General features: G+C 52.2%; 24 protein-coding genes. 5 read left to right on the top strand and 19 right to left on the bottom strand.

Annotation, left to right across the window (positions count from 1 at the left end; translation table 11 throughout):
• Positions 1-18: 18 nt before the first annotated feature.
• From ACYVJQ_RS00645 to ACYVJQ_RS00630, 4 genes are all read right to left on the bottom strand, one after another.
• Positions 19-525, bottom strand: a complete 507-nt coding sequence (locus ACYVJQ_RS00645; protein WP_460891133.1) for a GbsR/MarR family transcriptional regulator — start codon at positions 523-525, stop codon at positions 19-21.
• A 647-nt stretch (positions 526-1172) separates the two neighbouring features.
• Positions 1173-1604 carry a VOC family protein gene (locus ACYVJQ_RS00640; RefSeq protein WP_460891132.1) on the bottom strand — a complete coding sequence of 144 codons (432 nt, stop codon included), beginning with the start codon at positions 1602-1604 and terminating at the stop codon, positions 1173-1175.
• Between the two features lie 22 nt (positions 1605-1626).
• Entirely contained in the window at positions 1627-2166 is a 540-nt protein-coding gene (locus ACYVJQ_RS00635) for a dihydrofolate reductase family protein (RefSeq protein ID WP_460891131.1), read from the bottom strand.
• A gap of 45 nt (positions 2167-2211) precedes the next feature.
• Positions 2212-2667 carry a DUF1801 domain-containing protein gene (locus ACYVJQ_RS00630; RefSeq protein WP_460891130.1) on the bottom strand — a complete coding sequence of 152 codons (456 nt, stop codon included), beginning with the start codon at positions 2665-2667 and terminating at the stop codon, positions 2212-2214.
• Between the two features lie 180 nt (positions 2668-2847).
• Between ACYVJQ_RS00630 and ACYVJQ_RS00625 the strand changes: the two genes are divergently transcribed.
• Complete coding sequence (locus ACYVJQ_RS00625) at positions 2848-3768, top strand: zinc-dependent peptidase (RefSeq protein ID WP_460891129.1); 921 nt, start codon at positions 2848-2850, stop codon at positions 3766-3768.
• Between the two features lie 10 nt (positions 3769-3778).
• Here the strand turns inward: ACYVJQ_RS00625 and ACYVJQ_RS00620 are convergent, their stop codons facing one another.
• Positions 3779-4348 (bottom strand): hypothetical protein, encoded by a 570-nt coding sequence (locus ACYVJQ_RS00620; protein WP_460891128.1) that lies wholly within the window; start codon positions 4346-4348, stop codon positions 3779-3781.
• A gap of 450 nt (positions 4349-4798) precedes the next feature.
• Between ACYVJQ_RS00620 and ACYVJQ_RS00615 the strand changes: the two genes are divergently transcribed.
• Together ACYVJQ_RS00615 and ACYVJQ_RS00610 are read left to right on the top strand one after the other, a co-directional pair.
• A complete protein-coding gene (locus tag ACYVJQ_RS00615; RefSeq protein WP_460891127.1) occupies positions 4799-6622 on the top strand; it encodes a glycoside hydrolase family 15 protein in 1824 nt (607 codons plus the stop codon).
• 13 nt (positions 6623-6635) lie between these two features.
• Entirely contained in the window at positions 6636-7439 is an 804-nt protein-coding gene (locus tag ACYVJQ_RS00610) for an SDR family oxidoreductase (protein ID WP_460891126.1), read from the top strand.
• Between the two features lie 148 nt (positions 7440-7587).
• On the opposite strand, the gene ACYVJQ_RS00605 is transcribed toward ACYVJQ_RS00610, so the two are convergent.
• Entirely contained in the window at positions 7588-8001 is a 414-nt protein-coding gene (locus tag ACYVJQ_RS00605) for a hypothetical protein (RefSeq protein WP_460891125.1), read from the bottom strand.
• A 133-nt stretch (positions 8002-8134) separates the two neighbouring features.
• Positions 8135-9529: an MATE family efflux transporter gene (locus ACYVJQ_RS00600; protein ID WP_460891124.1), complete on the bottom strand. Its 1395-nt coding sequence runs from the start codon at positions 9527-9529 to the stop codon at positions 8135-8137.
• A gap of 293 nt (positions 9530-9822) precedes the next feature.
• Here ACYVJQ_RS00600 and ACYVJQ_RS00595 point away from each other — a divergent pair, with 293 nt between their 5' ends.
• Positions 9823-10998, top strand: a complete 1176-nt coding sequence (locus ACYVJQ_RS00595; RefSeq protein ID WP_460891123.1) for a T9SS type A sorting domain-containing protein — start codon at positions 9823-9825, stop codon at positions 10996-10998.
• Positions 10999-11104: 106 nt separating this feature from the next.
• On the opposite strand, the gene ACYVJQ_RS00590 is transcribed toward ACYVJQ_RS00595, so the two are convergent.
• The 7 genes from ACYVJQ_RS00590 to ACYVJQ_RS00560 form a co-directional block, all read right to left on the bottom strand.
• Positions 11105-11341 carry a TM2 domain-containing protein gene (locus ACYVJQ_RS00590; protein WP_460891122.1) on the bottom strand — a complete coding sequence of 79 codons (237 nt, stop codon included), beginning with the start codon at positions 11339-11341 and terminating at the stop codon, positions 11105-11107.
• Positions 11342-11395: 54 nt separating this feature from the next.
• Complete coding sequence (locus tag ACYVJQ_RS00585; RefSeq protein WP_460891121.1) at positions 11396-11848, bottom strand: NanQ anomerase/TabA/YiaL family protein; 453 nt, start codon at positions 11846-11848, stop codon at positions 11396-11398.
• A 173-nt stretch (positions 11849-12021) separates the two neighbouring features.
• Positions 12022-12999: a glycosyltransferase family 2 protein gene (locus tag ACYVJQ_RS00580; protein ID WP_460891120.1), complete on the bottom strand. Its 978-nt coding sequence runs from the start codon at positions 12997-12999 to the stop codon at positions 12022-12024.
• Complete coding sequence (locus ACYVJQ_RS00575) at positions 12983-14524, bottom strand: ArnT family glycosyltransferase (protein ID WP_460891119.1); 1542 nt, start codon at positions 14522-14524, stop codon at positions 12983-12985. The genes ACYVJQ_RS00580 and ACYVJQ_RS00575 overlap by 17 nt, the downstream gene beginning before the upstream one ends.
• 179 nt (positions 14525-14703) lie before the next feature.
• Positions 14704-16107: an NAD(P)(+) transhydrogenase (Re/Si-specific) subunit beta gene (locus tag ACYVJQ_RS00570; RefSeq protein WP_460891118.1), complete on the bottom strand. Its 1404-nt coding sequence runs from the start codon at positions 16105-16107 to the stop codon at positions 14704-14706.
• Between the two features lie 10 nt (positions 16108-16117).
• Positions 16118-16405: an NAD(P) transhydrogenase subunit alpha part 2 gene (locus ACYVJQ_RS00565; protein WP_460891117.1), complete on the bottom strand. Its 288-nt coding sequence runs from the start codon at positions 16403-16405 to the stop codon at positions 16118-16120.
• 220 nt (positions 16406-16625) lie between these two features.
• A complete protein-coding gene (locus ACYVJQ_RS00560; RefSeq protein WP_460891116.1) occupies positions 16626-17759 on the bottom strand; it encodes a Re/Si-specific NAD(P)(+) transhydrogenase subunit alpha in 1134 nt (377 codons plus the stop codon).
• A gap of 309 nt (positions 17760-18068) precedes the next feature.
• Here ACYVJQ_RS00560 and ACYVJQ_RS00555 point away from each other — a divergent pair, with 309 nt between their 5' ends.
• Positions 18069-20699, top strand: coding sequence for a glycoside hydrolase family 3 C-terminal domain-containing protein (locus tag ACYVJQ_RS00555; protein ID WP_460891115.1), 2631 nt, complete (start codon positions 18069-18071; stop codon positions 20697-20699).
• 98 nt (positions 20700-20797) lie between these two features.
• Here the strand turns inward: ACYVJQ_RS00555 and ACYVJQ_RS00550 are convergent, their stop codons facing one another.
• From ACYVJQ_RS00550 to ACYVJQ_RS00530, 5 genes are all read right to left on the bottom strand, one after another.
• Complete coding sequence (locus ACYVJQ_RS00550; RefSeq protein ID WP_460891114.1) at positions 20798-21655, bottom strand: hypothetical protein; 858 nt, start codon at positions 21653-21655, stop codon at positions 20798-20800.
• Between the two features lie 36 nt (positions 21656-21691).
• Positions 21692-21823, bottom strand: a complete 132-nt coding sequence (locus ACYVJQ_RS00545; protein WP_460891113.1) for a hypothetical protein — start codon at positions 21821-21823, stop codon at positions 21692-21694.
• A gap of 153 nt (positions 21824-21976) precedes the next feature.
• Positions 21977-22942 (bottom strand): hypothetical protein, encoded by a 966-nt coding sequence (locus tag ACYVJQ_RS00540; RefSeq protein WP_460891112.1) that lies wholly within the window; start codon positions 22940-22942, stop codon positions 21977-21979.
• 149 nt (positions 22943-23091) lie between these two features.
• A complete protein-coding gene (locus tag ACYVJQ_RS00535) occupies positions 23092-23730 on the bottom strand; it encodes a helix-turn-helix domain-containing protein (protein WP_460891111.1) in 639 nt (212 codons plus the stop codon).
• A gap of 191 nt (positions 23731-23921) precedes the next feature.
• Positions 23922-24569, bottom strand: coding sequence for a DsbA family oxidoreductase (locus tag ACYVJQ_RS00530; RefSeq protein WP_460891110.1), 648 nt, complete (start codon positions 24567-24569; stop codon positions 23922-23924).
• Positions 24570-24942 lie beyond the last annotated feature (373 nt).

Genomic DNA, 24942 nt, shown 5'->3' with positions numbered 1-24942 from the left:
AATATATAGATAAAAAAATTATTTGAACAGTTTGAAGATAGAGCCAAAGAACCAGTTCTCTTCTGCTTTCAACATGGTTTCCAGGGTCTTGTCCACGTTGCCGGCCAACTTGTTAATATCAGTGACGGTAGTTTTAAAGGTGTTGAACTCAGGGTGCTGAGTATCTCCGTGCACTTCCTGCAGTTGGTTGAGGAGTTTGAGCACGGGTTCCAGTTCTCGGCGCTTGCGTTCTTTGGCTACCTGCCGGGCAATGGTCCAGACATCTTTCTCCGCAAAGAAATACTCCTTGCGTTCGCCGCTGCGGTGCTGCTTTTCTATCAGACCCCAGTTGATCAGGTCCCGTAGGGTCATGTTGGCATTGCCCCTGGAGATCTTTAATTGCTCCATCACCTGCTCGGTGGTAAGGGCCTCCGGCGAAATCAAAAGCAGGGCGTGTACCTGCGCCATGGTGCGGTTAATGCCCCACTCAGACCCCAGTTTTCCCCAGGCCTCAATGAATCGCTGCTTTGCTTCCGGTAACTCCATGGCTCAAAGATATAAAAGTTTTCAAACTTTCAATATTTAATGAAAATTTATTTTTAGCTATGCGTTTGCATATAAATATTCTTGTGGAAATTTACCTGTAAGGTTCTCTAGATTCCCGCTTGGCTAGTTGACCACTGGTTTCGTTTTTGTGGCTTTTTCCCGCTAATGAATGGCCTCTATAGCCTGCCTTTTACTACCGTTGTTGGTGTTTTCACCAACAACCAAATCAGCGGTTCAGGTAGGAATTCATTTGTGTTTCTGCTAGTGAATGCCTTTCTATTCCAAGGCCATTTTTAGGAAAACAGGCCCAAACTGGCACATGTTCTAAAATGTAGCGGCGTTACATTGTAACGCCGTGTCTCTATGCAATGAGAAGGTCTCTTTAACAAAAAGCTTTTCTCATTGCAGGAGGTGGTTGCAAAAAAGGTAGTAGAAACCAGAGCCAATCCTGCTGCGTGGTGCCACGTTGTTACAGTGTAACGACGCTACAGTTCAGCCAATATGGGCAGACGCTTGCGCCCGTATGTCCTCTGGTATAATCTCCTTTCTGCCTAAACCTGCTATGTGTTCAACTTTCCAATAGTTTTCTGTTTTGAGCCCGTTTCTTCAAAAACGGGCTCAAAACAGAAAAACTCAAACACTAGGTGCTACTCGGGTCTTTCCAGGTCGTGGTTCACCATCCACCGGATACCGAAGCGGTCTGTGAACATACCGAAGTAGGCGCCCCAGAACGCTTTCTGCAGAGGCATGGTGACGTGGCCGCCAGCCGAGAGGCCGTCAAAGAGGCGGGTCGCTTCTTCCACGCTGTCGGTGTCAATGGAAAGGGAGATGTTGTCACCCACGGTGAGGGACTGGCCCATAGATTCCAAAACATCGGTGGCCATGAGAATGGTATCAGTACCAATAGGTAGGGCAATGTGCATGATCTTCTCCTGGTCCTGGGGCGGAAGGCTGGCGCCTTGGTCGGTGTCTTTAAAGCGCTGCACGCCTAGGAACTCGCCCCCGAAGACAGATTTGTAAAAGGTGAAGGCTTCTTCAGTGTTGCCGTTGAAGTTGAGGTAAGGATGAATAGAGGCCATGGTAGTATTTCGTTGTTAGTTATCAGTTATTGGTTTCTTGTTGGCAGTCATACCACAGTTGCACCAGGCCAGAGGGAAAGGTAAGGCTTTTGGAAAGCGTAATAGACTGCTCTGGCCGTCCGTCTTTGAAGAGCCGGATGCCACTGCCCAGCAAATGCGGAATGATGGAGATCACCAGCGTGTCCAGGAGCTTTTCCTGCAGCAGGGCAGAGACTACTTCGGCGCCGCCGTCACAGTAAATATCCTGGCCGGGCTGTTGTTTCAGAGAGGCAATCAGTTGTTTCAGGTCACCGCCGTAAAACTCCACGTGGCCCTGCTGGCCGGTTCTGGTTCTGGAGAGCACATACACTTTCTTGTCTTTGTGCAGGTAATCAGGTATAAAAGAAAGGACCTGCTCATAGGTGCGGCGGCCCCAGATAACGGTGTCTATGGTGTGGGTGAAAGCGGCATAGCCATAGTCTTCGTTGGGGCGCTCTACCTGGGTCAGAAAATCCAGGTTATCCTCTGGGCCGGCAATGTACCCGTCCAGGCTCATGGCTATGTATAGAATGACCTTTCTCATAGGGTAGAGGTGGTTAAGAATACCAAACGCAGAGGAAAGCTGCCGTTAGGATTTGAACGTGGCTTCATAGCACGCAATCCATTGGGCCGGAGTCATTTTTTCGGCTAGCAGACCCAGCAGTTCAAAGGGAATCTGGGCGGGCTTTTTAAACCTGATGCAGCTTTTACCCATGTCCAGTTTGGCGGTGGTGTGTTTGGGGTATTCTTCCAGGAACCACGCCAGGAGTTCTGGGTTGGCATATAAACCCATGTGGTACACGGCTATAAAATTTTTCTGCGAGGCAATGCTCAGGAAAGGCAGGGGCAGGGCCGTGTTACATTTATAGCCCGCCGGGTACAGGCTGTGCGGCACCACGTAGCCAATCATGCCATAGCTCATTTCTTCTGAGAAACCGGCCGGTAAATGGTCCAGGAAGGTTTGCCGAAGGGCAGTCATGGCCTCCTGCCGGTCGGCGGGCAGGGCTTGAACGTAGTCGTTGGGGCTTAGCGCGGTGGTGGACATAGAAGGTAAGTAAAAGGTTTTCAGTAGTTTGAGCGGCCGCAGGGGTATCTGGTACGTGTCCAGAACCAAAGCACAGGGCCTGTACGCCGACGGGTCTTAAAAGCAGGGGGAGACCACACCGGCCGGCTCTGCAATATAGCAGAATATCTTTTCCGGGCGGGCACACGTTAAGGTAGGCCTATGGGAATTTTAGCATTGGTGATTTTTGCAGTAGTGGTGGTAGGGCTTTTTTACCGGTGGGCCACCCGTAAGACCCGGCGGCGCAAAAAAGTGCTGGCCCAGGCGTTTCCGGCGGAGTGGCGCAAGATCCTTATGGATCGGGTGGGCTTTTACCACACGCTGCAGACCCAGGAGGAAAAAGACCATTTTGAGAAGATGATCCAGCTGTTTCTCTCTGAGAAGCGCATTACAGGCATTGAGGTAGTAGTAGACGAGGTAACCAAGGTATTGGTGGCTGCCAGCGCCATTATTCCTATCTACGGGTTCAAGGACTGGGAATACCCCAACCTGGGCGAGGTGCTGGTGTTCCCCGGCAGCCTGGAGCGGTACAAGCACCAAGACTCTGAGGCTGTCTCAGAGGTCTTAGGCCGCGTAAACCCGTTCCAGAACGACCATTACGTGACCCTCTCTAAACCAGCGCTGGAAAAGGGCTTCAATGACATGGCCGACCGCCAGAACGTAGGCATTCATGAGTTTGCGCACCTGCTGGACCAGGCCGACGGCGAGATCAATGGCCGGCCCACGGCCTACCTGCCCCCTGAACTGGTCAAACCCTGGGAGGAACTCATGTACCGCAAGATCAAACAGATCAAAAAAGGCGAGTCTGACATTAACCCCTACGGTGCCACCAATGAGGCCGAGTTCTTCGCCGTAACCACCGAATACTTTTTTGAAAAACCGGAACAGCTCGCTGAGAATCATCCCGGGCTATACAAAATGCTCACCCAGATCTTCCAGCAGAACCCCAAGCGCCGCTTTAGGTTGAACTTCAGGGAATTGCTGAACCCGTACGGTAAACGCCTGGGCCGCAATGAACCCTGTCCTTGCGGCAGCGGCGAGAAGTACAAAAACTGCTGCCTGCCTAAGAAAAGTGCCGCATAAAAGGCAGTTCTTACGGGCGCCGCATAGCGCCTGCCTGGGCGGGCGGGGAATAGGTAAATAATTGCAACTGTACTTTCACGGCATCATAGTTTTCCTGGCGGCCCATAATATGGAATTTTTTATTGCGTGAACCAATCCATGCCCCAATACCGCTGCCGGTAAACAAACCCGTTACACCTACCACAAAGGTGTCATAGCCCCTGCCAAAGTCAAAACAACTAGCATCCTGGCAGGGCTTGTAGGTGAGGTTCCCTAATGCCGCTCCGGCCACAGTTCCCAACAGGGCTCCTATCCAAAACCCTTTCTTGTTGGCGTTCATTTTCCTGATCTTCAATAGTTGCATGGTACTGACGGGTATCTCCAGCAATTCGCCTGGCATAGGCGCTTTATTCGCTTTTAGGAGGCTTTTGGGCATCACGCTAATCAAAGAATCCTGCACCGCATACAGAACCCCTTCAACAGGTTTGCCCTCAGTAAACTCAATGACCACCCTATATACCTGTTGGTTGTCCTGAACCCTAATTTGCCCCAGGCAGGGCAGACTAAACAGGCAAAGCAAGAGAAGGGAAAGTCTGAGCATGGCGCTGGGTTTAGGTAAGAAAAAAGAGATCTTCCAGAAGGGAAACTCCCAGAAGCTGCTGAAGGAACAAAGCAAAACTGACACCTGGAACCAGGTACTGGGGTGAGCGGAGCTGTTGACTAAAAATAGAGATTCTTTTTTACAAAGTTCACCTGTTGTATGCCTGCTGTTAGAAAGAGCGCCACATGCCCCAGAGAAAGGCCACCGGCTAGCCAAACCTTCCAGAATCACAGGCAGAACCAGTAGCGCAAGAGCGCGGTAGGAGACCCGCTTTCCGGGCCCGGCCCCTTGTCTACAATCTCCCAAACTTCTTTTCCTTATAACCCTTGGCCAGCTCTGACAGTATCAAATAAGAATTTGCGGGTAGAGGAGCTTATGGGGTAGTTGGTTGGCGGTTGGATAGCCATCGCAAAGATTTTCTGCCCAAAGGGGCAGCTTACGAAGCACTAGATGAGGTATCAACCCATTGAGAATTACGGAATAATAGGAGACCTGAACACGGTGGCGCTCATTGGCCTGAACGGGGCCATTGATTTCATGTGCTTCCCCAATTTTGACTCGCCCAGCATCTTTGCCGCCTTGCTGGACGCCGATAAGGGCGGAAGCTTTCAGTTGCACCCGGTGTTTCAGAAATGCAATACCAAGCAGCTGTACCTGCCAGACACCAATGTGTTGCTCACCCGTTTTCTTTCGCCGGAGGGCGTGGCCGAAATCACGGATTTTATGCCCGTAGAAGAGCTCTACAACGGCAAGGAGCTGATACGGCGGGTCACTACCATTAGGGGAGAGGTAACCTATCACCTTAAATGCCAGCCACGGTTCAACTACGGCATGAGCCCGCACACCATAAAGCAGGTCTCTGAGACAGAGGTGATTTTTGCCTGCTCCGCTAATTCTACCGTGCTGCGCCTGGTGAGTTCGGTGCCCCTGCAGGTGAGCGGCACAGACGTGGTGGCTGAATTTACCCTGGGCCCAACCCAAACCGCCGATTTTCTGCTGGAGCACATTGAGAAAGACCATTCTGGGGTGCAGGACTTTGAGAAGTTTGTGACCGAAAGCCTGTTTGCGACGGTGAACTACTGGAAGAACTGGATTGGTCAATCTACCTACACCGGCCGCTGGAGAGACATGGTGAACCGATCAGCGCTGGTCCTGAAACTACTTACTTCGCATAAGTATGGTTCTATGGTGGCTGCTCCCACGTTCAGCCTACCCGAAAGTGTGGGTGGCGGGCGCAACTTTGATTACCGCTTCACCTGGATCAGGGACGCCTCTTTTTCTATGTACGCCCTTATCAGGTTAGGCTATACCAAAGAGGCACGGGGGTTTATGAACTGGGTAGAACGGCTGTGCCAGGACATTAAAGGCCAGAACCGCCTGGGGATCATGTATTCCATAGACGGGCACCGGCAGCTGGAGGAAAAGGAACTACCGCATTTTGAAGGCTACAAACAGTCAGCCCCCGTCCGGATTGGCAATGACGCCTACGCGCAGCTGCAACTGGATATTTACGGCGAGCTGCTAGACGCCGTCTACCTCTGTGACAAGTACGGCGAGCCCATTTCCTATGACTTCTGGAAAGACCTGGAGAAACAGATGAACTGGCTGCTGGACAACTGGAACCAGCCCGATGAAGGCATTTGGGAAGTGCGCGGCGGCCGGCAGAATTTCCTGTATTCCAGGCTGCTGTGCTGGGTGGCGTTTGACAGGGCCATTAAGATAAGTGAGTCCCGGTCTTTCCCCTTGAATGACCGCTGGCGCGAAGAGCGGGATAAGATCTTCAACAGCATTTTCAGTGACTACTGGAACGAGGAACAACAGGCGTTTATGCAATACCCCGGTGCCCAAACGGTAGATGCGTCTACTTTGCTTATGCCGCTGGTCAGGTTCATCAGTCCCAAAGACCCCCGTTGGCTGTCCACCCTGGCCCGCATTGAAAAAGAACTGGTATCAGACTCCCTGGTGTACCGCTACCGGCAAGACGCCGCCGCGCCAGATGGGTTTGTAAGCCATGAAGGCACGTTTTCTATGTGCTCGTTCTGGTATGTAGAATGCCTGTCACGGTCTGGGCAGTTAGAAAAGGCGCGGTTCTATTTTGAGAAAATGCTGGGCTACGCCAACCATCTGGGCCTGTACGCAGAGCAGCTGGGTTTTCAGGGCGAACATTTAGGCAATTTTCCGCAGGCCTTCACACACATGGGCCTCATTAGTGCCGCCTACAACCTCAATAAACAACTAAACGACAGCCGTAACAAGGCGGTCAATAATCACTAATCTGGAAAACGATATGCCCGCAAAAACAGCAAGACAGACGGTTATAGTAACTGGCGCCAGCTCAGGAATTGGGCAGGGAGTAGCCATTGCCTTCGGGCGGCAGGGAGCCAATGTGGTGGTCAATTACTACAATGGCGAAGAAGATGCCCAGCAAACACTGGCGGAAATTGAGAAAGCCGGGGGTAAGGGTATTATTTTCAAAGCCGATGTAGGCAAGGAAGAAGACGTGAAAGCCATGTTTAAGGCCGCCGAAGATGCCTTTGGAACGGTAGATGTGCTCATCAACAATGCCGGGATCCAGAAAGACAGTTCGTTTGTGACCATGACCCTGGAAGAATGGAACAAGGTGCTGACCACCAACCTTACCGGCTACTTTCTATGCGCCCGCGAAGCCATCAGGGTTTTTGAGAAGAAAGGCCCGGCCGGCCCTGATGACAAAGCCAAAGGCAACATCATTTTCATGAGCTCGGTGCATGACATTATCCCCTGGGCCGGGCACGTGAACTATGCGTCTTCCAAAGGCGGTATTCTCATGCTCATGAAATCATTGGCGCTGGAGGTAGCCCCCAAGAAAATACGTGTGAACGGCATCTCGCCGGGCGCCATTGCCACTGATATCAATGATGAGGTCTGGAAAGACAAGGAAAAAGCCAAAGAACTGCTCACCCTTATTCCGTACCAGCGCATTGGCCAGCCCGAAGACATTGCCAAGGTAGCCGTGTGGCTGGCCTCTGAGGAAGCCGACTACATCACGGGCACCACCATTTACGTAGACGGCGGCATGACCCTGTACCCCGGTTTCGTGGATAATGGGTGATAGCCCACACCGGCTACTCCTGCCCGTATTTCCGTTTTAAGCCTGTTTTTCAAAAAACAGGTTTAAAACGGAAATACGGGTTCTACTAAAGGTAAGACAAGCCCGCCAATGGACCAGGAAATGAAATAGAAGGAGGCGTTGGCATGCGTTAGGCCCGGTGGGCCGAAAAGGCAGAAGCCGGTGCAAGGGCCAGGCGCAGGCTAAACACCGCCAGTAGCAGAGTTACCGGCGTAAAGATCAGTTTCTCCAGGTGGTTGGTAGACGCCAGATTGCCCAGCGTGTTTAACAGGAAAAGCGCCGCCATGGCCCAAAGCACGCCCTTTAAAAAGAACGGGTTGACCCTGCGCTTGAACAGGCCGGCATACATGCCCACGGCCCACACCATACCCACATTTAAGGCTATGGAAAAGGCTTCAAACCCCAGCATCTGCTCCCGGGTTTGCAGCCTTCCGCCCCAAACCATGTTGAAAGGAATCACCCCTGTGACAATAAGCGCATGAAAGCCCACCATGCAAGAGAGAATAAGCAGGATACCGTAGGCAGAGATTTTGGCAGTGTTCATGAACCTGTGGTGTAGAACGGTTAAAAATGGGTGAAAGTAAACGCAAGCTAGCCTAACCGCTGCGGTTGAAAAAGGGACTACCTGTTTTGAGGCCGTTTTTTGAAAAATAGGCTTAAAACGCTGTCAGCTTTTTCTAGATGTTGACCGTTTTCCAGCGGCCTTTCCTGAACAGCCACCAACTTACCACTGAATGGAAGGAGTGGCAGCAGGCAATGGTCACGAAAATACCGGTCACGCCCAGGCCCCAGTACACGGCCAGCAAGTAAGCCATGGGTATCTCCAGGAGCCACAGCACAAAGATGTTGATGAAGGCGGGTGTTCTGGTGTCACCGGCGCCGTTAAAGGCCTGCACCATGACCATGCCTAGTCCAAAGAAGATATAGCCCAGCGTGATGATGCGCAACCCTTCAGAGGCAACGGCAATGACTTCAGGTTCGTGGCTGAAAAGCCTTGCAAGGTGCTCCCCAAAAAAGAAGAAGATCACCGTGACTGTGCCCAGGAAAACCATGTTGTAGCGAGCGGTTAGTAGCACCGAGAGCTCGGCCCGCCGTGGTTTATGGGCGCCCAGGTTTTGTCCCACCAGCGTAGCCGCCGCCGAAGACAGGCCCCAGGCCGGAAGCAGCGTGAACATGATCACCCTAAACGAGATGGTATAACCCGCCAGCGCGTTACTCCCGAACTCAGCAATGATGCGGGTCAGGAAAATCCAGCTAGCCGAGTCTATCAGGAACTGGCCCATCCCACCCACTGATACCTTTAGAATTTTCTGGATGACCGCGTAACTGACCACCAGATTCTCCCGCACTATCTTGAGGTGGTGTTTGCCGTTGAGCAAGTGGTAGAGCTGGTAGATGACGCCCGTGCTTCGGCCTATAGTAGTGGCCCAGGCGGCGCCTTCTAACCCGAAGCCCGGCACAGGGCCCCACCCGAAAATGAGGATTGGCGCCAGCACAATGTTAATGCCGTTGGCCAGCCAGAGCGCCCGCATGGGCAAATGCGGCTGCCCCGCGCCCCTAAAGGCTCCGTTGATCAAAAACAGCAGAATGATAATCACATTACTCCCGAAGATGATGCGTGTGTAGCCTATTCCCCTGGCAATAACCTGTTGGTCGGCGCCCATGAGTTGCAGGATCTCTGGGGCAAAGTAAAAGGTGATGGAACTGGCCAGCAGCGCCAGAATAGCCCCGGTTACCAATATCTGAAACGTGGTGGTGCCGGCTTGGGTGTAGTTCTTCTCGCCAAACCGCCGGGCCACCATGGCTGTGCCCGCCATGCTCAAGCCCATACCCACCGAATACACAATCATGAGAATAGATTCCGTGAGGCCCACCGTAGCCAGGGCATACGGGCCCAGCCGACCTACCAGGAAAATGTCAACCACCGCAAACAAAGACTCCATGAGCATCTCCAGAATCATGGGGGTGGCCAGCAGCACAATAGAAGTCTTGAGGCTAAGGCGCGTGTAGTCTTGTTCCTGGCCTTTCACGGCGGCCCAGATGAGAGAGAACAGTTCTTTGCGCAAGGTCATGGAAAAAGTGCCAGGGTTAGTACAGGTGAATTCCAAATGTAACAGACTGCATTGATTTTGTGCTGGTTTATTTTGACCGCATGACAGGTAATAAAGATGTATTTCAGGGTGGGCAGGGAGTTTTCCGGTGACGGGAGGAGCAGGCTAGCTTTCCCCTCAAAATTATTGTAGCTTGGGGTTACATCTTCCTTTGCGCTTAGAAACCACAGGTAATGCCTGTATGCCAGAAAAAAAACTTATAGCCTATTTCATCCTTCAAAACCAGACAAATTCTATCTCTCCCATTGAATCACATGAAAGAAATATTAAGAATGTTCTGTGCCGTGCTGCTGATGGCGCTGTGCATGGGTTGGCAGACTGGACCCGTTCCCGCAGGCGAAACCAACGTGGTGCAGCGTCTTACGCACATTAGAGACACGTTCAATAAAATTCAGTATGACCATACCTTTACCTATGACCAGAAGGGCCGGTTGCTTACCCACTTGGGCGAATACAGAAACGGTGGCCAACTGAAGTCTTCCGATAAAATGGTGTATGCCTATGATGCCAATGGCAAGCTGCTTTCTAAAATAGGGAAAATCAGTAAGTACCTTTGCTTCTATGACCAGAAAGGCACGCTGGCGAGAATCACGCAGGAAGTGATCTACAAAGGCCAGTGGGTGCTGTGCGAGGAAACGCTGCTCACCGAAACGGAAAACCCGAGCGGGAAAGGCAAGCAGGTACACTTCCTGCTGAACAAAAGCACACCGCTGCCTACCGGGAAAATGAGCGCCCTGGAAAAGTACTCTGAGATTCACTACATCCTTGACAAGAGCAACAACATTAACAAAGCCACCATTCTGGCCAGCAATTACAAAGTCTTGGAGGAGCCTATTGTGTATGAGTACTACCATGACAACAAACCCAACCCTATCCAGAACATGTTTGTGGAACGCTGGTACCAGTTTGACCTGGAAAACGGCGGCCTTACCAACATGACCCGCAAAAGATACCGGGGCCGCATTATGGAAGACCGGGTCTATGAATACAATGAGCTGGGCTACCCCACCAAATACGTCAGCAACGGTTTCCGGACAAAAACCTTCACCTATACCCCAGTGGAAGTACCCGCGCAGGAAGAACCCGAACAGGCCATGGCTAAGGTAGCAGCAGACTCCCTGGCAAAGACTCCAGCACAAGACGTGCGCCAGAGCAGCCGGCAGCTGGAGCCAGACAGCAAACCTTTTGTGTTGTTGTACCCCAACCCGGCCTCCGTCAATTTTACGGTGAGGGCCAATAACCTGGGCAAAGGCGAAGCGGTGCTGCGGGTGTTTGATTACTTCTCCATGCGCGTGCTCACTCAGGTCCCCTACCAGGTAGACGGGCAGTTGGAGGCGCTCATCACTACCAACGGCATGCCCGCCGGCCTGTACATTGTAGAACTGACCTCGCCTAACGGGAAGTTAAAGCAGCGGTTGCTGGTGCAGTAGGATCTGGTTAGCGAAAAAACAGAAGAGCCCGGGAACAAGCGTTTCCGGGCTCTTTTTCGAAAAACAGGCTTAAAACGGGAATTGTACCTGCTGGGAAAATATTCTGTTACCGGCGGTGCTGCTGGCTACGTACCTCGCGGCGCAGATCCTGTATTTCTAATTTGTTGTTGTAGTTGTCTACCATGCCACTCAACAGAAACGCGTCTACCAGCCAGCCAATGCCCAGCAACTGTCCCGTAAACAGATATAGAAGGCCAGAGCCCACCTTGCCCAAGTAGAACCGGTGCAGGGACAACCAGCCCAGAAAGAACCACAAGAGATACGCTGCCAGTTTTGATTTCATAGAGTTTGGGTACTGATTTTGGTATGGGTTGCAAGCTAAGAATTTAATCGCCTTTTACTTTTTCACCGCAATCTTCAACACCACCTTTCGCACCACTTCCTCAGTAGCCAGAGGTGCGTGCACATCATTGGGGAAGAAGATAGTAAAAAAGCCAGCTGGCACGTCAAACCAACTGGTGGGCCGCACATCAAAGAAATAAACATCACGCTCCGCGGAATACGGTTCAATGGAAGTGCCGCAGGTAGAGAGATCTTGCCAGCCCATGTGGTCCACCCCTTTGACAACATATTGGATGTCAATGTAGCGTTGGTGGGCCTCCATTTTGGCGTCGGTCTTGGCCACGCCCGGGCCGTCTGAGATCATGGCAAACAGGTCTTCGCCGGCCAGTTCTATTTTGCCGGTGTGTAAGTTCTGGATATCTGCTTCTTGTAGAAAGGCAAACGCCTGTTGGAACAGCGGGTGCAGGGAGTAATACCGCGATGCGTGTTGTAGGGAATCTAGAATCATGGGTGTTTTTTACAGGATTGGCCCTATTTATTGGTTTTGCTATCTGATGCCAAAGGACCTTGAAATTGGCTGGTAAGATGCATGAAATTATGAGAAGCGCCAACTGCCAGGTTCTGTTTTAAGGCTGTTTTCAGGATAATGGCCTTAAAACAGGAGATAAGCCTGTAATGGGCTCAAACGCTATCTGCATTCACTTTAGCCTCTTTATTTAAGTTAGAGTTTTCTATAATGTAGAGGGGGCGGTTCAGCACGTTCTTGTTAATTCGGCTGAGGTATTCACCAATTATACCAATAGAGAGAAGCTGCACCCCACCAATGAACATGGAACTAATGATGAGGGAGGTCCAGCCGGTAATAGTACGATGCAGGAAATAGTGTGAGTAAATGGCGTACAGAATTACCACAAAGGAGAAAAGTGAAATGAAGAACCCAAGCTTAGTGACCAGCTGCAGAGGCTTGTCTGAAAAGCTGGTAATGCCATCCATGGCAAAATGCACCATCTTAGAGAAGGAGTAACCAGTTTTACCATATTTGCGACCATCACGATTAAACTCTACTTGTATTTGCCTAAAGCCTAGCCAGGCAATCTGGCCACGCAGGAATTTATTCTGCTCGGGCATCAGTTTGAGGTAATTAACCACTTTTCTGTCAATGAGCCTGTAGTCGCCAGTATCCAATGGGATGTCAATGGCGGTAATGCTCTTTAAGAGGCGGTAGAAAACTTTGGCGGTGTATTTCTTGAAGGTGCTCTCGCCCTTGCGTTCCATGCGTTTGGCATAGGCTACCTCATAACCCTCCTGGTGCTTTTGGTAGAGCTGGGTAATGAGCTCAGGCGGGTCCTGTAAATCTCCGTCAATAATAACTACAGCCTCGCCGCGGCTGGCATCCAGGCCTGCCGTGACAGCAATCTGATGCCCGAAATTCCGTGAGAAATTAAGGAAGAAAACATGGTCATCTGTGGTGCTTAGCCGCAGGATCTCCAGCAGGGAATTGTCTTTGCTGCCGTCATTGACAAAGATGAGTTCATACCATGGGGTGAGGGCCGCCACCGTGCGGGTTAAGCGGACATACAGCTCAGGGAGGTTCTGTTCCTCATTGTAGATAGGAATTACCACAGAAAGGGCAACTGGGGTATTATTGCTTTCTTCCATGTATTCTATAGCTCACTACATTACCCACTTCTTCTACTATCTGGTGTTGGTAAGTATCTGTAATATAAGTTTTTATATGGGGTTGTGTGGCAATGATTACTTCGCCGGGGTTAAGGCTTTTCCAATCCTTCAGGGCCAACAGGGTGCCTTTGTCTTTTAAGATGTTGAGGTAAAACTGGTTCTGGGCATTGTACCCCTCATACGCCAAAAATCTACCGTCTACCGCGTGGTGGCCTTTAGACGCATTGCGCAGATAGTACCCCATTTCGTAGAACTCTTTGTCCCAAGGCGTTTCTTCGGGGCGGTAGGTTCTGTCCAGCACTTTCTGGTAAGGGAAGGTTAGCACCACAAACAAAAAGACGAACGGAGCCACATTGTATTTGAGGGTAGCATTAGGCCATTCCAGTGTTTTCAGGAAGTTAAACACGTAGTAAATAAGCACCGCCGTGAGCAGCGCCAGGTACGGGTACATGGGCACATCATACCATTCCAGCTTGGTCTCAGCGGCAGAAATAATCAGGAAAAACGTAATCACCACCAAGGAGGAAAACAGGGTAAGCCGGTTTACTCTGCCATTCTTGAGCATAAGGCCCACCGCAAACCCACATGGTGCCAGCAAGTACCAGGCCTGCATTCTTAAATGGATAAAATTATTATAGTAAAACCAGAAGTACTCTTTGTGGTTTTCTTTGGCTTCCCCAAACCTGCCACCCAGTTCATTTTCATACACAGCTTTCAGAAACCCGGGGTTGTAGGCTTCACGGAGCAGATAATACGTCAGTACCGTTCCTAGGCAGGCCGCCAGCCCCAAGTAAAAATGTTTGTTGGTGAGCAGTGGCAAAAACTGTTTCTGAAGAATACTGTAAAGCACAAGAGCAGGCAGGAAAAGTAAACCGGTCACGCTTTTGGTGAGCACCGCCAAGGCTGTGGCCGCAAAAAAAGCATATAGAAACCTGGGGCGGCGGGATTCGCAGAAAGCGAAGAAGGAGAGACCGCTACTGGTGGTGAACAGGGTGAGCAGAGCATCATAGTCTCCGGTTCTGGATGCGTGTAAATGCACATACCCGGTAGAAGTGATGAGAACCAGCACTGCTATAAACCCAAACCAGAAGCTTTTAAGGTAGCGTTCAGAGAAGAGTAGCAACAACCCGCAGGTAAGCAGCGCGGACAGGGCAGAGGGCAGTCGAACCGCCAGTTCATTTACCCCCAATAGTTTCATAAACCCTACCTGCAACCAAATGAGCAGGGGCGGCTTGGTGTTCCACATGTCAGGTTGGCCTTCAAAATACGTGACTAGGTAATTACCGTTAACATGCATTTCATAGGCATTAATAGCTTGGCGGGCTTCATCCCAGATACGAATAGGGAATCTTTCTAAATAACCGAAAAGGGGGAAATACAGTAAGGCGGCTAAAATGAAATACTTCAGGTAATTAGCTAAAAGCTGCTTTGTAAGGCTTTGGGTCTGCACGCAGGTTAAGGGGAAACGTGGGTATATGGTACAGGAAAGGGTATTGCTTTCCATTCGAAAGATACAAGGTCTTGGCACGACGGTGAAATGTTGGGGAAGTAAATTTTCTCTGCGGGAGTGGTTATAAAAACAAAAGAGCCCCAAAGCAACGCTTTGGAGCTCTTTTGCCAAAAGCGGGCTCCAAACAGCTTTATGCCATTCCTGTCCCATTCCTAATTCTCAATTCCTAATTCTTACGCCATGGCCATTTCCTTCAGCTCGCTCACTACCTTGGTCATAGTGGCTTTGGCATCCCCGAAGAGCATGAGGCAGTTGGGGTACCCGAAAAGTTCGTTCTCAATACCCGCGTAGCCGGCCGCCATACCGCGTTTGCAGACAATGACGGTGCGGGCCTTGTCGGCGTTGAGGATGGGCATGCCGTAGATGGGGCTGCCGGGGTTGGAGCGGGCTGCGGGGTTCACCACATCGTTGGCGCCAATTATAAGGGCAATATCCGTGTTGGCAAACTCGTCGTTGATGTGGTCCATTTCAATGAGCTTGTCATACGGGATGTTGGCTTCGGCTAAGAGCACGTTCATGTGACCCGGCATCCGGCCCGCCACCGGGTGAATGGCAAACTTGACGGTAGTGCCGCGCTTCTCCAATAGATCGGTGAGTTCACGTACCACGTGTTGGGCCTGCGCCACGGCCATGCCATAGCCCGGCACAATAATCACGCTGCTGGCAGAGTCAAACAGCATAGCGGTCTCTTCCACGCCCACTTCTTTCACCACAATGTCTTCGCCGCCGGCAGAGGTAGACTTACCTGCCGTCTGCCCGAAGCCGCCCAGCAGCACGTTCACCAGCGACCGGTTCATGGCCTTGCACATGATCTGGGTAAGAATGATACCAGAGGCACCTACCAGCGCGCCGGTAATGATGAGTACTTGGTTGTTCAACACAAATCCCGTGGCGCAGGCCGCAATCCCGGAGTACGAGTTGAGCAGCGAGATCACCACTGGCATATCGGCCCCCCCGATGGGGATGACCGTAAGCACGCCCAGCAGCAAGGCCAGGGCCATCACGGCCATCATCCAAACCTCGGTGTTGGGGTCTATGACCACCAGCACGCTAAACGCCAATGAGGCCAGAAACAAAAACGCATTGAGCGCGTGCTGACCTGTAAACGTAATTGCCCGCCCATTGATCAGACCCTTGAGCTTGCCAAACGCTACCATAGAACCTGTGAACGTGACCGTCCCAATGATGATAGAGATAACCACCGTGATACCTACCACCATGGGCATGGTGATGCTGGCCTCATGGGCCATGCGCCAGTACTCAGAGGCAGCCACCAGTACGCTGGATGCCCCGCCAAACCCGTTGAACAAGGCCACCATTTCGGGCATGGAGGTCATCTCCACGCGTTGCGCCACCACCCAGCCCACCGCCGAGGCCAGCAGAATGGTCACAAAGATTTCGGTGTAACTCAGCACATCCCGGTGAAGCAGTGTGGCCGCCACAGCAAGTAACATGGCTACCGCCGATAGCGTGTTTCCATTACGGGCGGTGCTGGTTTTACCCAGCATCTTAATGCCAATGATAAAGAGCACCGAGGCCACCAGGTAAGCAATTTGAATAGGTAGATCTAGATTCATAGCCAATGGGTTATTTCTTTTTCTTAAACATTCTCAGCATGCGGTCCGTGACCACATAGCCGCCCACCACGTTAAGCGTAGCCAGGAACAGCGCCGCTATCCCCAACCATTTGCTCACGCTGGAATCTGGGTGGCCTCCCGCCAGAATGGCCCCCACAATGGTAATGCCTGAAATAGCGTTAGACCCCGACATTAAGGGCGTGTGCAGCGTAGGCGGCACCTTAGAAATCAGCTCAAACCCCACAAAGCTGGCCAATACCAGCACGTAGAGGAGGACAATCAAAGCTTCTGCGCTCATAGTTTTATGGTTGGTTATTGATTGTTAGTTGTTAATTGTTGATTGTTCAGGAAGGCCTCTTGTGAATACTTCTGCCTTCTACCTCGTCCCCCTTTGAAGGGGGTAGGGGGATGATGCACACTTACCAGACAAGCTTTCCTGAAGTAGGGGCAATCCCTTGTGGTTGCCCTAAACGGTGGCTAAACGCAAAGGGCAACCACAAGGGATTGCCCCTACAGTATTACACCGTCTTGGCCAGAATATCCCGCGTAAACTGGTGCACCAGCGCGCCTTGGTGCGTGATGAGGGAACCCTTGGTTACCTCTTCCTCCAGTTCCCACTTAAAGCCGTCTTTGTCTGCCAGGTGCAAAAGCAGCGTGCTAATGTTCTTGGCGTAGAGTTCGCTGGCGTTCACAGAGACCATGGCGGGCAGGTTGGCTTCCCCGATGATGGTGACCCCGTGCTTGACAACCGTCTGGTTGAACTCACTCAGGGCGCAGTTGCCGCCAGATTCCACGGCCATGTCCACAATCACCGACCCCGGGCGCATGCTTTCCACCATTTCCTCAGTGACCAAGAGCGGAGCTTTCTTGCCAATCACCAAGGCAGTGGTAATAACAATATCGGCCTCGGCAATATGTTTTGAGATAAGTTCTTTCTGTTTCTGCAGGTATTCGGCAGAGACTTCCTTGGCGTAACCGCCTTCGGTTTGTACACCTTCAGCCTGCACCTCCAGAAACCTGCCGCCCAGAGATTCTACTTGTTCCTTGGTCTCCGGGCGCACATCGGTGACCTCTACCACGGCGCCCAGGCGTTTGGCGGTGGCCACGGCCTGCAACCCGGCAACCCCAGCCCCGAAAATGAGAACCCGGGCAGGCGTAATGGTGCCGGCGGCGGTCATCATGAGCGGGAAGATCTTGCCCAGGGCATTGGCACCCAAAAGCACAGATTTATAACCCGCCAGGTTAGCCTGAGAGCTAAGCGCGTCCATTTTCTGGGCTCTGGAAATACGCGGCACGGCATCCATGGCGAACGCGGAGATGTTGCGTTGCACCAGCGCGTCAACCAGTTCGGGCACGGTGTAAGCGTACAGAAAAGAGATAACCGCACTGCCCTCGCGCAGCTGCATGACTTCTTCCAGGGTAGGGGCGTTCACCTTCAGCAGCACATCGGCGTCAGCTAACATAGCGGCTTTGTCCAGGAAGATAATGCCGCCGGCCTGCTCATAGGCAGCATCATAAAACCCAGTGGCCTCGCCGGCCCCGGTTTCAATGCCGCATTTAAAGCCAGCCTTGGTGAGAGTCTTTACCACATCCGGTGTCAGCGCCACCCGCCGCTCCGGGACTTTGGTTTCTTTTAGTACAGCTACTTTCAAGGGAATAAGGTTAAGGTGATATCACAATATTAGATTGAGCAGATTTAAGGGATAATAGCCAGATTGTCAAGGAGATTTATCATTATTCCTGAAAAGAGACGCAATCCTGTACATAAACAACCGAGAGTAAGGGAAAGCCGGGTAGCGTTTTGGGCCTGTTTTCAGAAAAATAGGCCCAAAACGCTACCCGGCGCAAATGCTGCCATTGGCTGTAGAATAATTGTTTCAATGGAATCTCTGGGGCCACTTCTTTGAGAAGTAATAGTTTATGCCCACTTTTAGAGACCCAAGCACCAACTTTCCCGACGTATGAAAAAAATCTACCTCTTTTTCACCTTTTGTGCCATCGTTGGCATAGCCGCGTTTACGGTAATCAAAGAAGAGAAATACGCCTACCCGTTTCAAGATCCGTCGCTCACTATAGAGGCTCGCGTGAATGATCTGGTGTCACGGCTCACCCTGGAAGAGAAAGTGGCCCAGATGCTGAACGCCGCCCCGGCCATTGACCGATTGGGCATTCCCAGCTATGACTGGTGGAACGAGGTGCTACACGGCGTGGCCCGTACCCCTTATAAGGTCACCGTGTACCCGCAGGCCATTGGCATGGCTGCCACTTTTGACACCACTTCTTTGCAACAGATGGCAGATTTCTCTGCCCTGGAAGGAAGGGCCATCTACAACAAAGCCATTGCCGACGGGAAAAGGGGACAGCGCTACGTGGGCTTGACCTACTGGACCCCCAACATCAATATCTTCAGAGACCCGCGCTGGGGCCGGGGTCAGGAAACTTACGGCGAGGATCCGTTCCTGACCGCCATGCTGGGCCGGGCGTTTGTGCGTGGTCTGCAAGGTGATGATCCCAAGTACCTGAAAGCGGCGGCCTGCGCCAAGCACTACGCCGTGCACTCCGGCCCTGAGCCCGAGCGGCACGTATTCAATGCCACCGCCACACCTTATGACCTCTGGGATACCTACCTGCCCGCTTTTGAGGAACTGGTAGTGAACGCCAAAGTGGCGGGTGTAATGTGCGCTTACAACGCCTACAAGGGCCAGCCCTGCTGCGGAAGCGATGAACTCATGAATGACATCCTGCGCAACCAGTGGCAGTTCACCGGCTACGTGACCTCCGACTGCTGGGCCATTGACGACTTTTTCAAGAACCACAAGACCCACCCAGACGCCGCCTCGGCCTCTGCCGATGCTGTCATGCACGGCACCGATATTGACTGCGGCACCGACGCCTACAAAGCCCTGGTGCAGGCCGTGAAAGACGGCAAGATCACCGAGCGCATGATTGACGTGTCGGTGAAGCGGTTGTTCACCATCAGGTTTAAGCTGGGCATGTTTGACCCCGTGGCCATGGTGAAATACGCCCAAACCAAGACCGATGTGCTGGAGAGCGCGCCGCATAAGGCCCACTCGCTCAAGATGGCCCGCCAGTCTATGGTGCTGCTCAAGAATGACAAGAACACGCTGCCTCTCAAAAAGAACCTGAAGAAGATTGCCGTGGTAGGCCCCAACGCCGATAACCCCATTGCCGTGCTGGGCAACTACAACGGTACGCCCTCGGCCATTGTGACTGCTCTGCAGGGTATCAAAGACAAAGTGGGGCCCGGTACCCAGGTGGTGTATGAGCGCGCCTCTACCTTCACAAAAGACACCCTGCTGGTCTACACCAACATTGCGCCGCAATTGAGCTTTGACGGCAAGCCCGGCGTGAAGGCCGAGTACTTCAACAACAAAGAACTGAAAGGCGAGCCGGTAACCGTTCGGCAGGAACCTGAGATTAACCATTTCTGGCAGGAAGGCGAAACCGTAGTGGGCAACATGAAAGCCTACAATTTCTCGGCGCGCTACACCACAGATTTTACCGCTGCCACCACCGGCTCCATTATGCTGGAAGTGGAAGGTGATGACGGCTACCGGATCTCCGTGGATGGAAAGGAACAACTGAATGCCTGGGAACGCAACCGCTGGGGCGCGCGCAACTTCAAGTTGAACACAAAACAAGGCCAGAAATACCGCATCGTGCTGGAATATGTGCAGGCTGAGGGTAAGGCGTCTGTGAACCTGAGAGCCGGTAACTTCGCCAAAACAGATTTCAAAGCCTTGGCTAACCGCGTGAAAGACGCTGACGCCATCATCTTTGTGGGTGGTATTTCGCCGCAGCTGGAAGGCGAGGAAATGAAGGTGAACGAACCCGGTTTCAACGGCGGCGACCGTACCTCTATCTTGCTGCCCCAGGTGCAGACCGAGGTGATGAAAGTACTCAAAGGCACTGGTAAACCGGTGGTGTTTGTGATGATGACCGGCAGCGCCATTGCCATTCCGTGGGAGTCCGAGAACGTGCCGGCCATTGTGAACGCCTGGTATGCTGGCCAATCGGCGGGCACCGCCATTGCTGATGTTTTATTTGGCGACTACAACCCTGCCGGTCGCCTGCCCATCACCTTTTACAAAAGTGATAAGGACCTGCCAGGCTTCGGGGATTACTCCATGGAGAACCGCACCTACCGCTACTTCAAAGGGCAGCCGCTGTACGGCTTTGGGCACGGCCTTAGCTACACCACCTTTGCCTATGACAAACTGGATATCCCTAACCAGGCCAAGCCCAACAGCAAGGTGCGGGTAAGCGTGCGCGTGACCAATACCGGTAAACTGGACGGTGAGGAAGTGGTGCAGCTGTACGTAACGCGCCAACAAGACGGCTTTAGAACGCCGGTACGGGCCCTGAAAGGCTTTGAACGCATCACCCTGAAGCGCGGCGAAAGCAAGGTAGTGGACTTTGAGCTTCGTCCGCAGGACCTGGCCCTCATTGCCAACGACGGTACCACCAAGCATGTGCCCGGGACCGTGCAGATTAGCATTGGTGGCGGCCAACCCGATGCCCAATCCAAGAAAAGCAAGAAGACGGTAGGGGGGACGCTGGCTTTGAAATAGAAGCCCGCCTTTCTAAACACCGGTTCTCTTAAACGCCACTGCCCTTCGTTTTCAGGAAGGGCAGTGGCGTTTTTAGTTGTATAGGGATTCGTGGAGAATTATTTTAACCGGTACTCGTCTACCAGATGTACGCCCAAGCGGTAAGAAACGCCTGCTTCGACCATGGTGCCAGACGCATTTCGGTGGTTCATGAACATTGGCCGCAGGGCCACATGAAAGTTAAGGTAGTGGTGGTAAAGGGAAGGAGTGCCGTAGTAATAATAGGCTTTGGGTTGGCCTAGTTGTAAGGCGTAATGCGCCACCAGGCCCGGGCTGAACCCGTAAAACTGCGTCCAGTCCTCATCTTGCTCGTTTTCCCTGGCCGTAATGTTTTGAATCACATAATTAAGCTCCAACTGCACCAGGAACTCACGTCTTTCCTTTTTGACCAGCATCTTGTTTGCCGCCAGCCCCATTAGTAGGGTAGGCGGGGCGGCATTTTGCTTACGGTCAGAGGCAATTGGGAAGTCTTGTTTTAGCCCGTTGCCATAGAAGCTCATGAGCATGCCTCCGCCCACCCCTTTTTTGCCAGCGTACAGTATTTCCATCTTCATGCCGCCACCCAAGCCTAGGTGGTTACCGGCCTTCCCTAAAAAGGAATTGCCCACCAACCCAAAGATAATATCATACCGCTGGCCAGACCGGTGAATGTGATCAAAGTCTTCATAAGCCGTTTGGGTGTACTCCTGAACCCCGGGCAGGCCTACCGCCAAAGGAGAAGGAAACCGGATGGTCATCATGTAAAGGCCGCTTTCAGCTACGCCGTTGACTTTTCTAGGCTTGAAGGCAGGCAGCCGGCCTGATACCCGGGTGAGGCTATCCAAAATGGTAGGGTCTGTAATGCCTTCTATCTTCTCCAGTTTGGGGGTGCCATCGGCCGCAATAGAATACAGAAACTCCAGGTCTTTTTCTTGCACCAGTTTTTTCTGCTCCCGGGTGAACCGTATTTTGAATTATTCCAGCGCCAGGGTGCTCACGCCGCCAGCGGGCTGAGCTTCTTCTACTCCATTTTTCTGGGAATACGCGGGTGCCCACAGGCAAATGAAAAGGAGGGCCAGAAAGACAGGTTTTATAGGTTGTGCCATACGTGTGTGAAAAGCCACCCGGTACCAGGAATGGTGGTAAGCAAAGATAAAATTCCTCTGCTGTTTTAGGCCTGTTTTTCGAAAAACAGGCCTAAAACAGCAAGACGCTCACCAGGTAGGCAGGGCAGGGCAGCGGGCATTTACCAGCAAGGCCTAAGGCAGCACCGCAAACTTCTGGTGTTTGGTATCCAGCACAAGGGTGTGGCCCAGAAAAAGCTTGTTGCCGGTCATACCGCCTAAACCGGAGAAGGTCGTGAGCAGTCGGTTCACCAGGGGCATGCCTTCCAGGTAGGTGGCTTTGCGGAGGGGTAGCCGCACCTGCCCGAACCGGGCTTCTGCGGTGGTGATAGTGGTGTAGGCTGTGAGTGTTTTCCCCCAGGAGTTCACATGGGCGGTGTCAACCTGGCTGTTTGGGTGCTGCATTTCCTGCCAGGTGCTTTTATCTGTGAGAAGTTCATAGGCGCTGGAACCGGAATCAAACATGAGCGCCGTTTCTTCGCCGTTGATCTGGCCAGGGAGCAGGATGCGGCGGCTGTTGAACTGGAAGTCCAGGAGTTGGGTACCTTGGGCCAGGTTGGTCGGGAGTTGGTCATACACAGAGAACAGGTTCTTTTTATAGTCCAGCACCAGCACCTTGTCCTGAATGAAATCAGTACCTAAAGTGCCAATGACCTCTATGCCGGTATTATCTGTCCAGTTGATCACCCCATCGCCTATTGCCTTTACAGGTACCTGAGAAGCCGTTACCGGCAGGGACCCTACCTGGAAAGAGAAGTCCTTTAAGACCTGCCCGTTGCCCAGGCGGGGAACGGTGGCGTGGCCGTACTTCTTTTGGATGCTCTCCAGCTTGGCCTGGTAGAAAATGGTATAGGGCGAGCCGGTGTCAAACTGCAGGTAAAAGGTTTTGGGGCAGCCCTTGAGCGTGACCGGAACTAATTGGAACGCGTGCAGCTCTGAGCCATTACTTTTCCAGAGAAAGGGAACAGTAAGGGGTTGAGAGGCCAACCGCAACTGGCTGGGCGCCGCCTCAAATTTGTTTTTGAAATAGGCGTACCCGCCCGCAGCGCTTACTACCAGTAGTAACAGAAAAGAGAGAAGAATGCGTTTTAAAAGTTTCATAGCAGTGTGTTTTTTGAGTTCACAATGCTAGGGAAGAAAACACCGGTGCGCCCCGCCGTTCTTACGCCATTCAGCCGTCATTTCTATGCCAGAGACGGCATAACGGTGTTATGTCTTTGTGATAACCGATTCATAATGAGTGGGAAACATTAGTGAAGGAAAAGATTGCCCCATTTCTGATATACCTGGGTGTTGCTCCGCCGGAGCTGTAGAGATGCCCGCACCAAGGTGAAAATATTGACCAGATACAGCATAAAAAAGCAGCCCACCACCAAGAAAGGAAACCGGAGCCTGAAGTAATGCGCCGCCGCCAACTGCACCAGCAACGCCCCCAGCAAGGTCAGGTGCAGGCCTATGCACCACATGAGTTGGAAATTGATGATGCGGGCCCCGGCCGGGTGATCTACCTGGGCCGCCTTCTGTTTTTTGCGGAGCCAAAGTGGCACCAGAAACCCTAGGTACGGGAACAACAGAAAAGAGAAAGCCGATAGGTTCAACTGTTGCAGATAGGCGCTAGCCGGCAAAGAGGAACTGGGTGGAGAAGGAGTCTGGGCAGGCGCAGGAACCGATATCTGAGAGTTTTCTGAGGCAGCTGGAAGCGCTGAAAAGTCCTCTACAGACTGACCCAAGGCCTGCGCGATGGCCTTGAGGGTAAACCCACGGGGCACGCTTTCCTCCCGTTCAATCCGCTGGATGGTGCGCAGGCTTACCTGGGCCAGATCGGCTAATTCCTCCTGGGAGATTCCTCTCCGTTTTCGTTCTGCTGCTACGGTGGTGCCTAAGGTCATATCTGCGGGAACTCTGTAACCGGCCTTTGGAAGTGAAGCCAGGGCCAGAACCCGCAAGATAAGCGTCTGCCGGAAGAACCCTGCTATGGAAGTTGCCAGCCAGGGCAGAATCTTTCAATGACAAAAAATCCGTTTTGGGCCTGTTTTTAGGAAAACTGGCCCAAAACGGAAATAAAAAATAGTTATGCAGGTTAAGCGCCGGCTTTCTCTTCAGCAGACACTTTCTCCAGCACCTCCTGGAACAGCTCTGAAGGTTGGGCCCCAGAAACCGCGTACTTACTGTTGAACACAAAGAACGGCACGCCTTGTACGCCAATTTGCTGAGCCTCCTGCATGTCTTGGCGTACCTCCTGGGCATAGGCCTCAGATTGCAGCGCCTCGCGTATGCCGGCCCCGTCCAGGCCTACTTCTTCGCCTAGTTGCACCAGCGTGTCAAGGTCGCCCACGTCTTTGCCCTGGGTGTAATAGGCCGCAAACAGCCTTTCTTTCATGGCATCCTGAAGCCCGTGTTTTTTGGCGTGGTGCAGCAGCCGGTGGGCCTGAAAGGTGTTGTTAATGATGGCATGGTCCAGGTCATAAGTCAGGCCTACTTCCTTGGCCACCCCGGTCATGTAATCGTTCATTTTTTTGCCTTCGGCGGTGGTGGTGCCTTTGCGCTTGCCCAGGTAGTCATGCAAAGTTTGGCCCGGTACCGGTTTCAGGTCTGGGTCAAGCTGGAAACTTCTCCACACCACCTCTACGTCTTCTTTGCCCTGGAAACCTTCCAACGCCTTCTCAAATCTGCGTTTGCCTATATAACAAAAGGGACAAACCACATCTGACCATATCTCTACTTTCATGTTATTCGCTTCTTAAGGGTAAAACAAGGTTTGGTAGCCGTCTTTGCTTTTAGTGCAAAGAAAAAAGCCGGGCTTCCATTATACTAAGTTATGGCCTTTTGGTTGGTGCCCCCAAGGCTTGAGCTTCGGCGGCCGCCGAAAGCAATAACTGAATCATGGGTTCTGTTTGTTTTGTGTTGATTATAAATGGTTTACGAAAATAAGCGACGCGAAGTAGGTTTCTTTGGGGTAACCCAGGGCGTTGGCTGGCCAGGCTTTTTTAGCGGAAAAGACTGCGTTTGGCCAACGCAATAGCCACACTTTTTTTATGTCTTCTGCATGGCGTAGCAAGGCTAAAACAATCAGGGCTTCAATCCGTTTTCAGCGGTAGTGG

The sequence above is a fragment of the Rufibacter soli genome (assembly GCF_054781795.1).
The sequence above is the reverse complement of the archived record's forward strand: the minus strand, read 5'-3'. Positions and strand labels throughout refer to the sequence as shown.

Bases quoted from the DNA above. Each gene is read 5' to 3' on its own strand.
- ACYVJQ_RS00645 (WP_460891133.1), bottom strand. From the start codon at position 525: ATGGAGTTACCGGAAGCAAAGCAGCGATTCATTGAGGCCTGGGGAAAA.
- ACYVJQ_RS00640 (WP_460891132.1), bottom strand. From the start codon at position 1,604: ATGGCCTCTATTCATCCTTACCTCAACTTCAACGGCAACACTGAAGAA.
- ACYVJQ_RS00635 (WP_460891131.1), bottom strand. From the start codon at position 2,166: ATGAGAAAGGTCATTCTATACATAGCCATGAGCCTGGACGGGTACATT.
- ACYVJQ_RS00630 (WP_460891130.1), bottom strand. From the start codon at position 2,667: ATGTCCACCACCGCGCTAAGCCCCAACGACTACGTTCAAGCCCTGCCC.
- ACYVJQ_RS00625 (WP_460891129.1), top strand. From the start codon at position 2,848: ATGGGAATTTTAGCATTGGTGATTTTTGCAGTAGTGGTGGTAGGGCTT.
- ACYVJQ_RS00620 (WP_460891128.1), bottom strand. From the start codon at position 4,348: ATGCTCAGACTTTCCCTTCTCTTGCTTTGCCTGTTTAGTCTGCCCTGC.
- ACYVJQ_RS00615 (WP_460891127.1), top strand. From the start codon at position 4,799: ATGAGGTATCAACCCATTGAGAATTACGGAATAATAGGAGACCTGAAC.
- ACYVJQ_RS00610 (WP_460891126.1), top strand. From the start codon at position 6,636: ATGCCCGCAAAAACAGCAAGACAGACGGTTATAGTAACTGGCGCCAGC.
- ACYVJQ_RS00605 (WP_460891125.1), bottom strand. From the start codon at position 8,001: ATGAACACTGCCAAAATCTCTGCCTACGGTATCCTGCTTATTCTCTCT.
- ACYVJQ_RS00600 (WP_460891124.1), bottom strand. From the start codon at position 9,529: ATGACCTTGCGCAAAGAACTGTTCTCTCTCATCTGGGCCGCCGTGAAA.
- ACYVJQ_RS00595 (WP_460891123.1), top strand. From the start codon at position 9,823: ATGAAAGAAATATTAAGAATGTTCTGTGCCGTGCTGCTGATGGCGCTG.
- ACYVJQ_RS00590 (WP_460891122.1), bottom strand. From the start codon at position 11,341: ATGAAATCAAAACTGGCAGCGTATCTCTTGTGGTTCTTTCTGGGCTGG.
- ACYVJQ_RS00585 (WP_460891121.1), bottom strand. From the start codon at position 11,848: ATGATTCTAGATTCCCTACAACACGCATCGCGGTATTACTCCCTGCAC.
- ACYVJQ_RS00580 (WP_460891120.1), bottom strand. From the start codon at position 12,999: ATGGAAGAAAGCAATAATACCCCAGTTGCCCTTTCTGTGGTAATTCCT.
- ACYVJQ_RS00575 (WP_460891119.1), bottom strand. From the start codon at position 14,524: ATGGAAAGCAATACCCTTTCCTGTACCATATACCCACGTTTCCCCTTA.
- ACYVJQ_RS00570 (WP_460891118.1), bottom strand. From the start codon at position 16,107: ATGAATCTAGATCTACCTATTCAAATTGCTTACCTGGTGGCCTCGGTG.
- ACYVJQ_RS00565 (WP_460891117.1), bottom strand. From the start codon at position 16,405: ATGAGCGCAGAAGCTTTGATTGTCCTCCTCTACGTGCTGGTATTGGCC.
- ACYVJQ_RS00555 (WP_460891115.1), top strand. From the start codon at position 18,069: ATGAAAAAAATCTACCTCTTTTTCACCTTTTGTGCCATCGTTGGCATA.
- ACYVJQ_RS00545 (WP_460891113.1), bottom strand. From the start codon at position 21,823: ATGGCACAACCTATAAAACCTGTCTTTCTGGCCCTCCTTTTCATTTGC.
- ACYVJQ_RS00540 (WP_460891112.1), bottom strand. From the start codon at position 22,942: ATGAAACTTTTAAAACGCATTCTTCTCTCTTTTCTGTTACTACTGGTA.
- ACYVJQ_RS00535 (WP_460891111.1), bottom strand. From the start codon at position 23,730: ATGACCTTAGGCACCACCGTAGCAGCAGAACGAAAACGGAGAGGAATC.
- ACYVJQ_RS00530 (WP_460891110.1), bottom strand. From the start codon at position 24,569: ATGAAAGTAGAGATATGGTCAGATGTGGTTTGTCCCTTTTGTTATATA.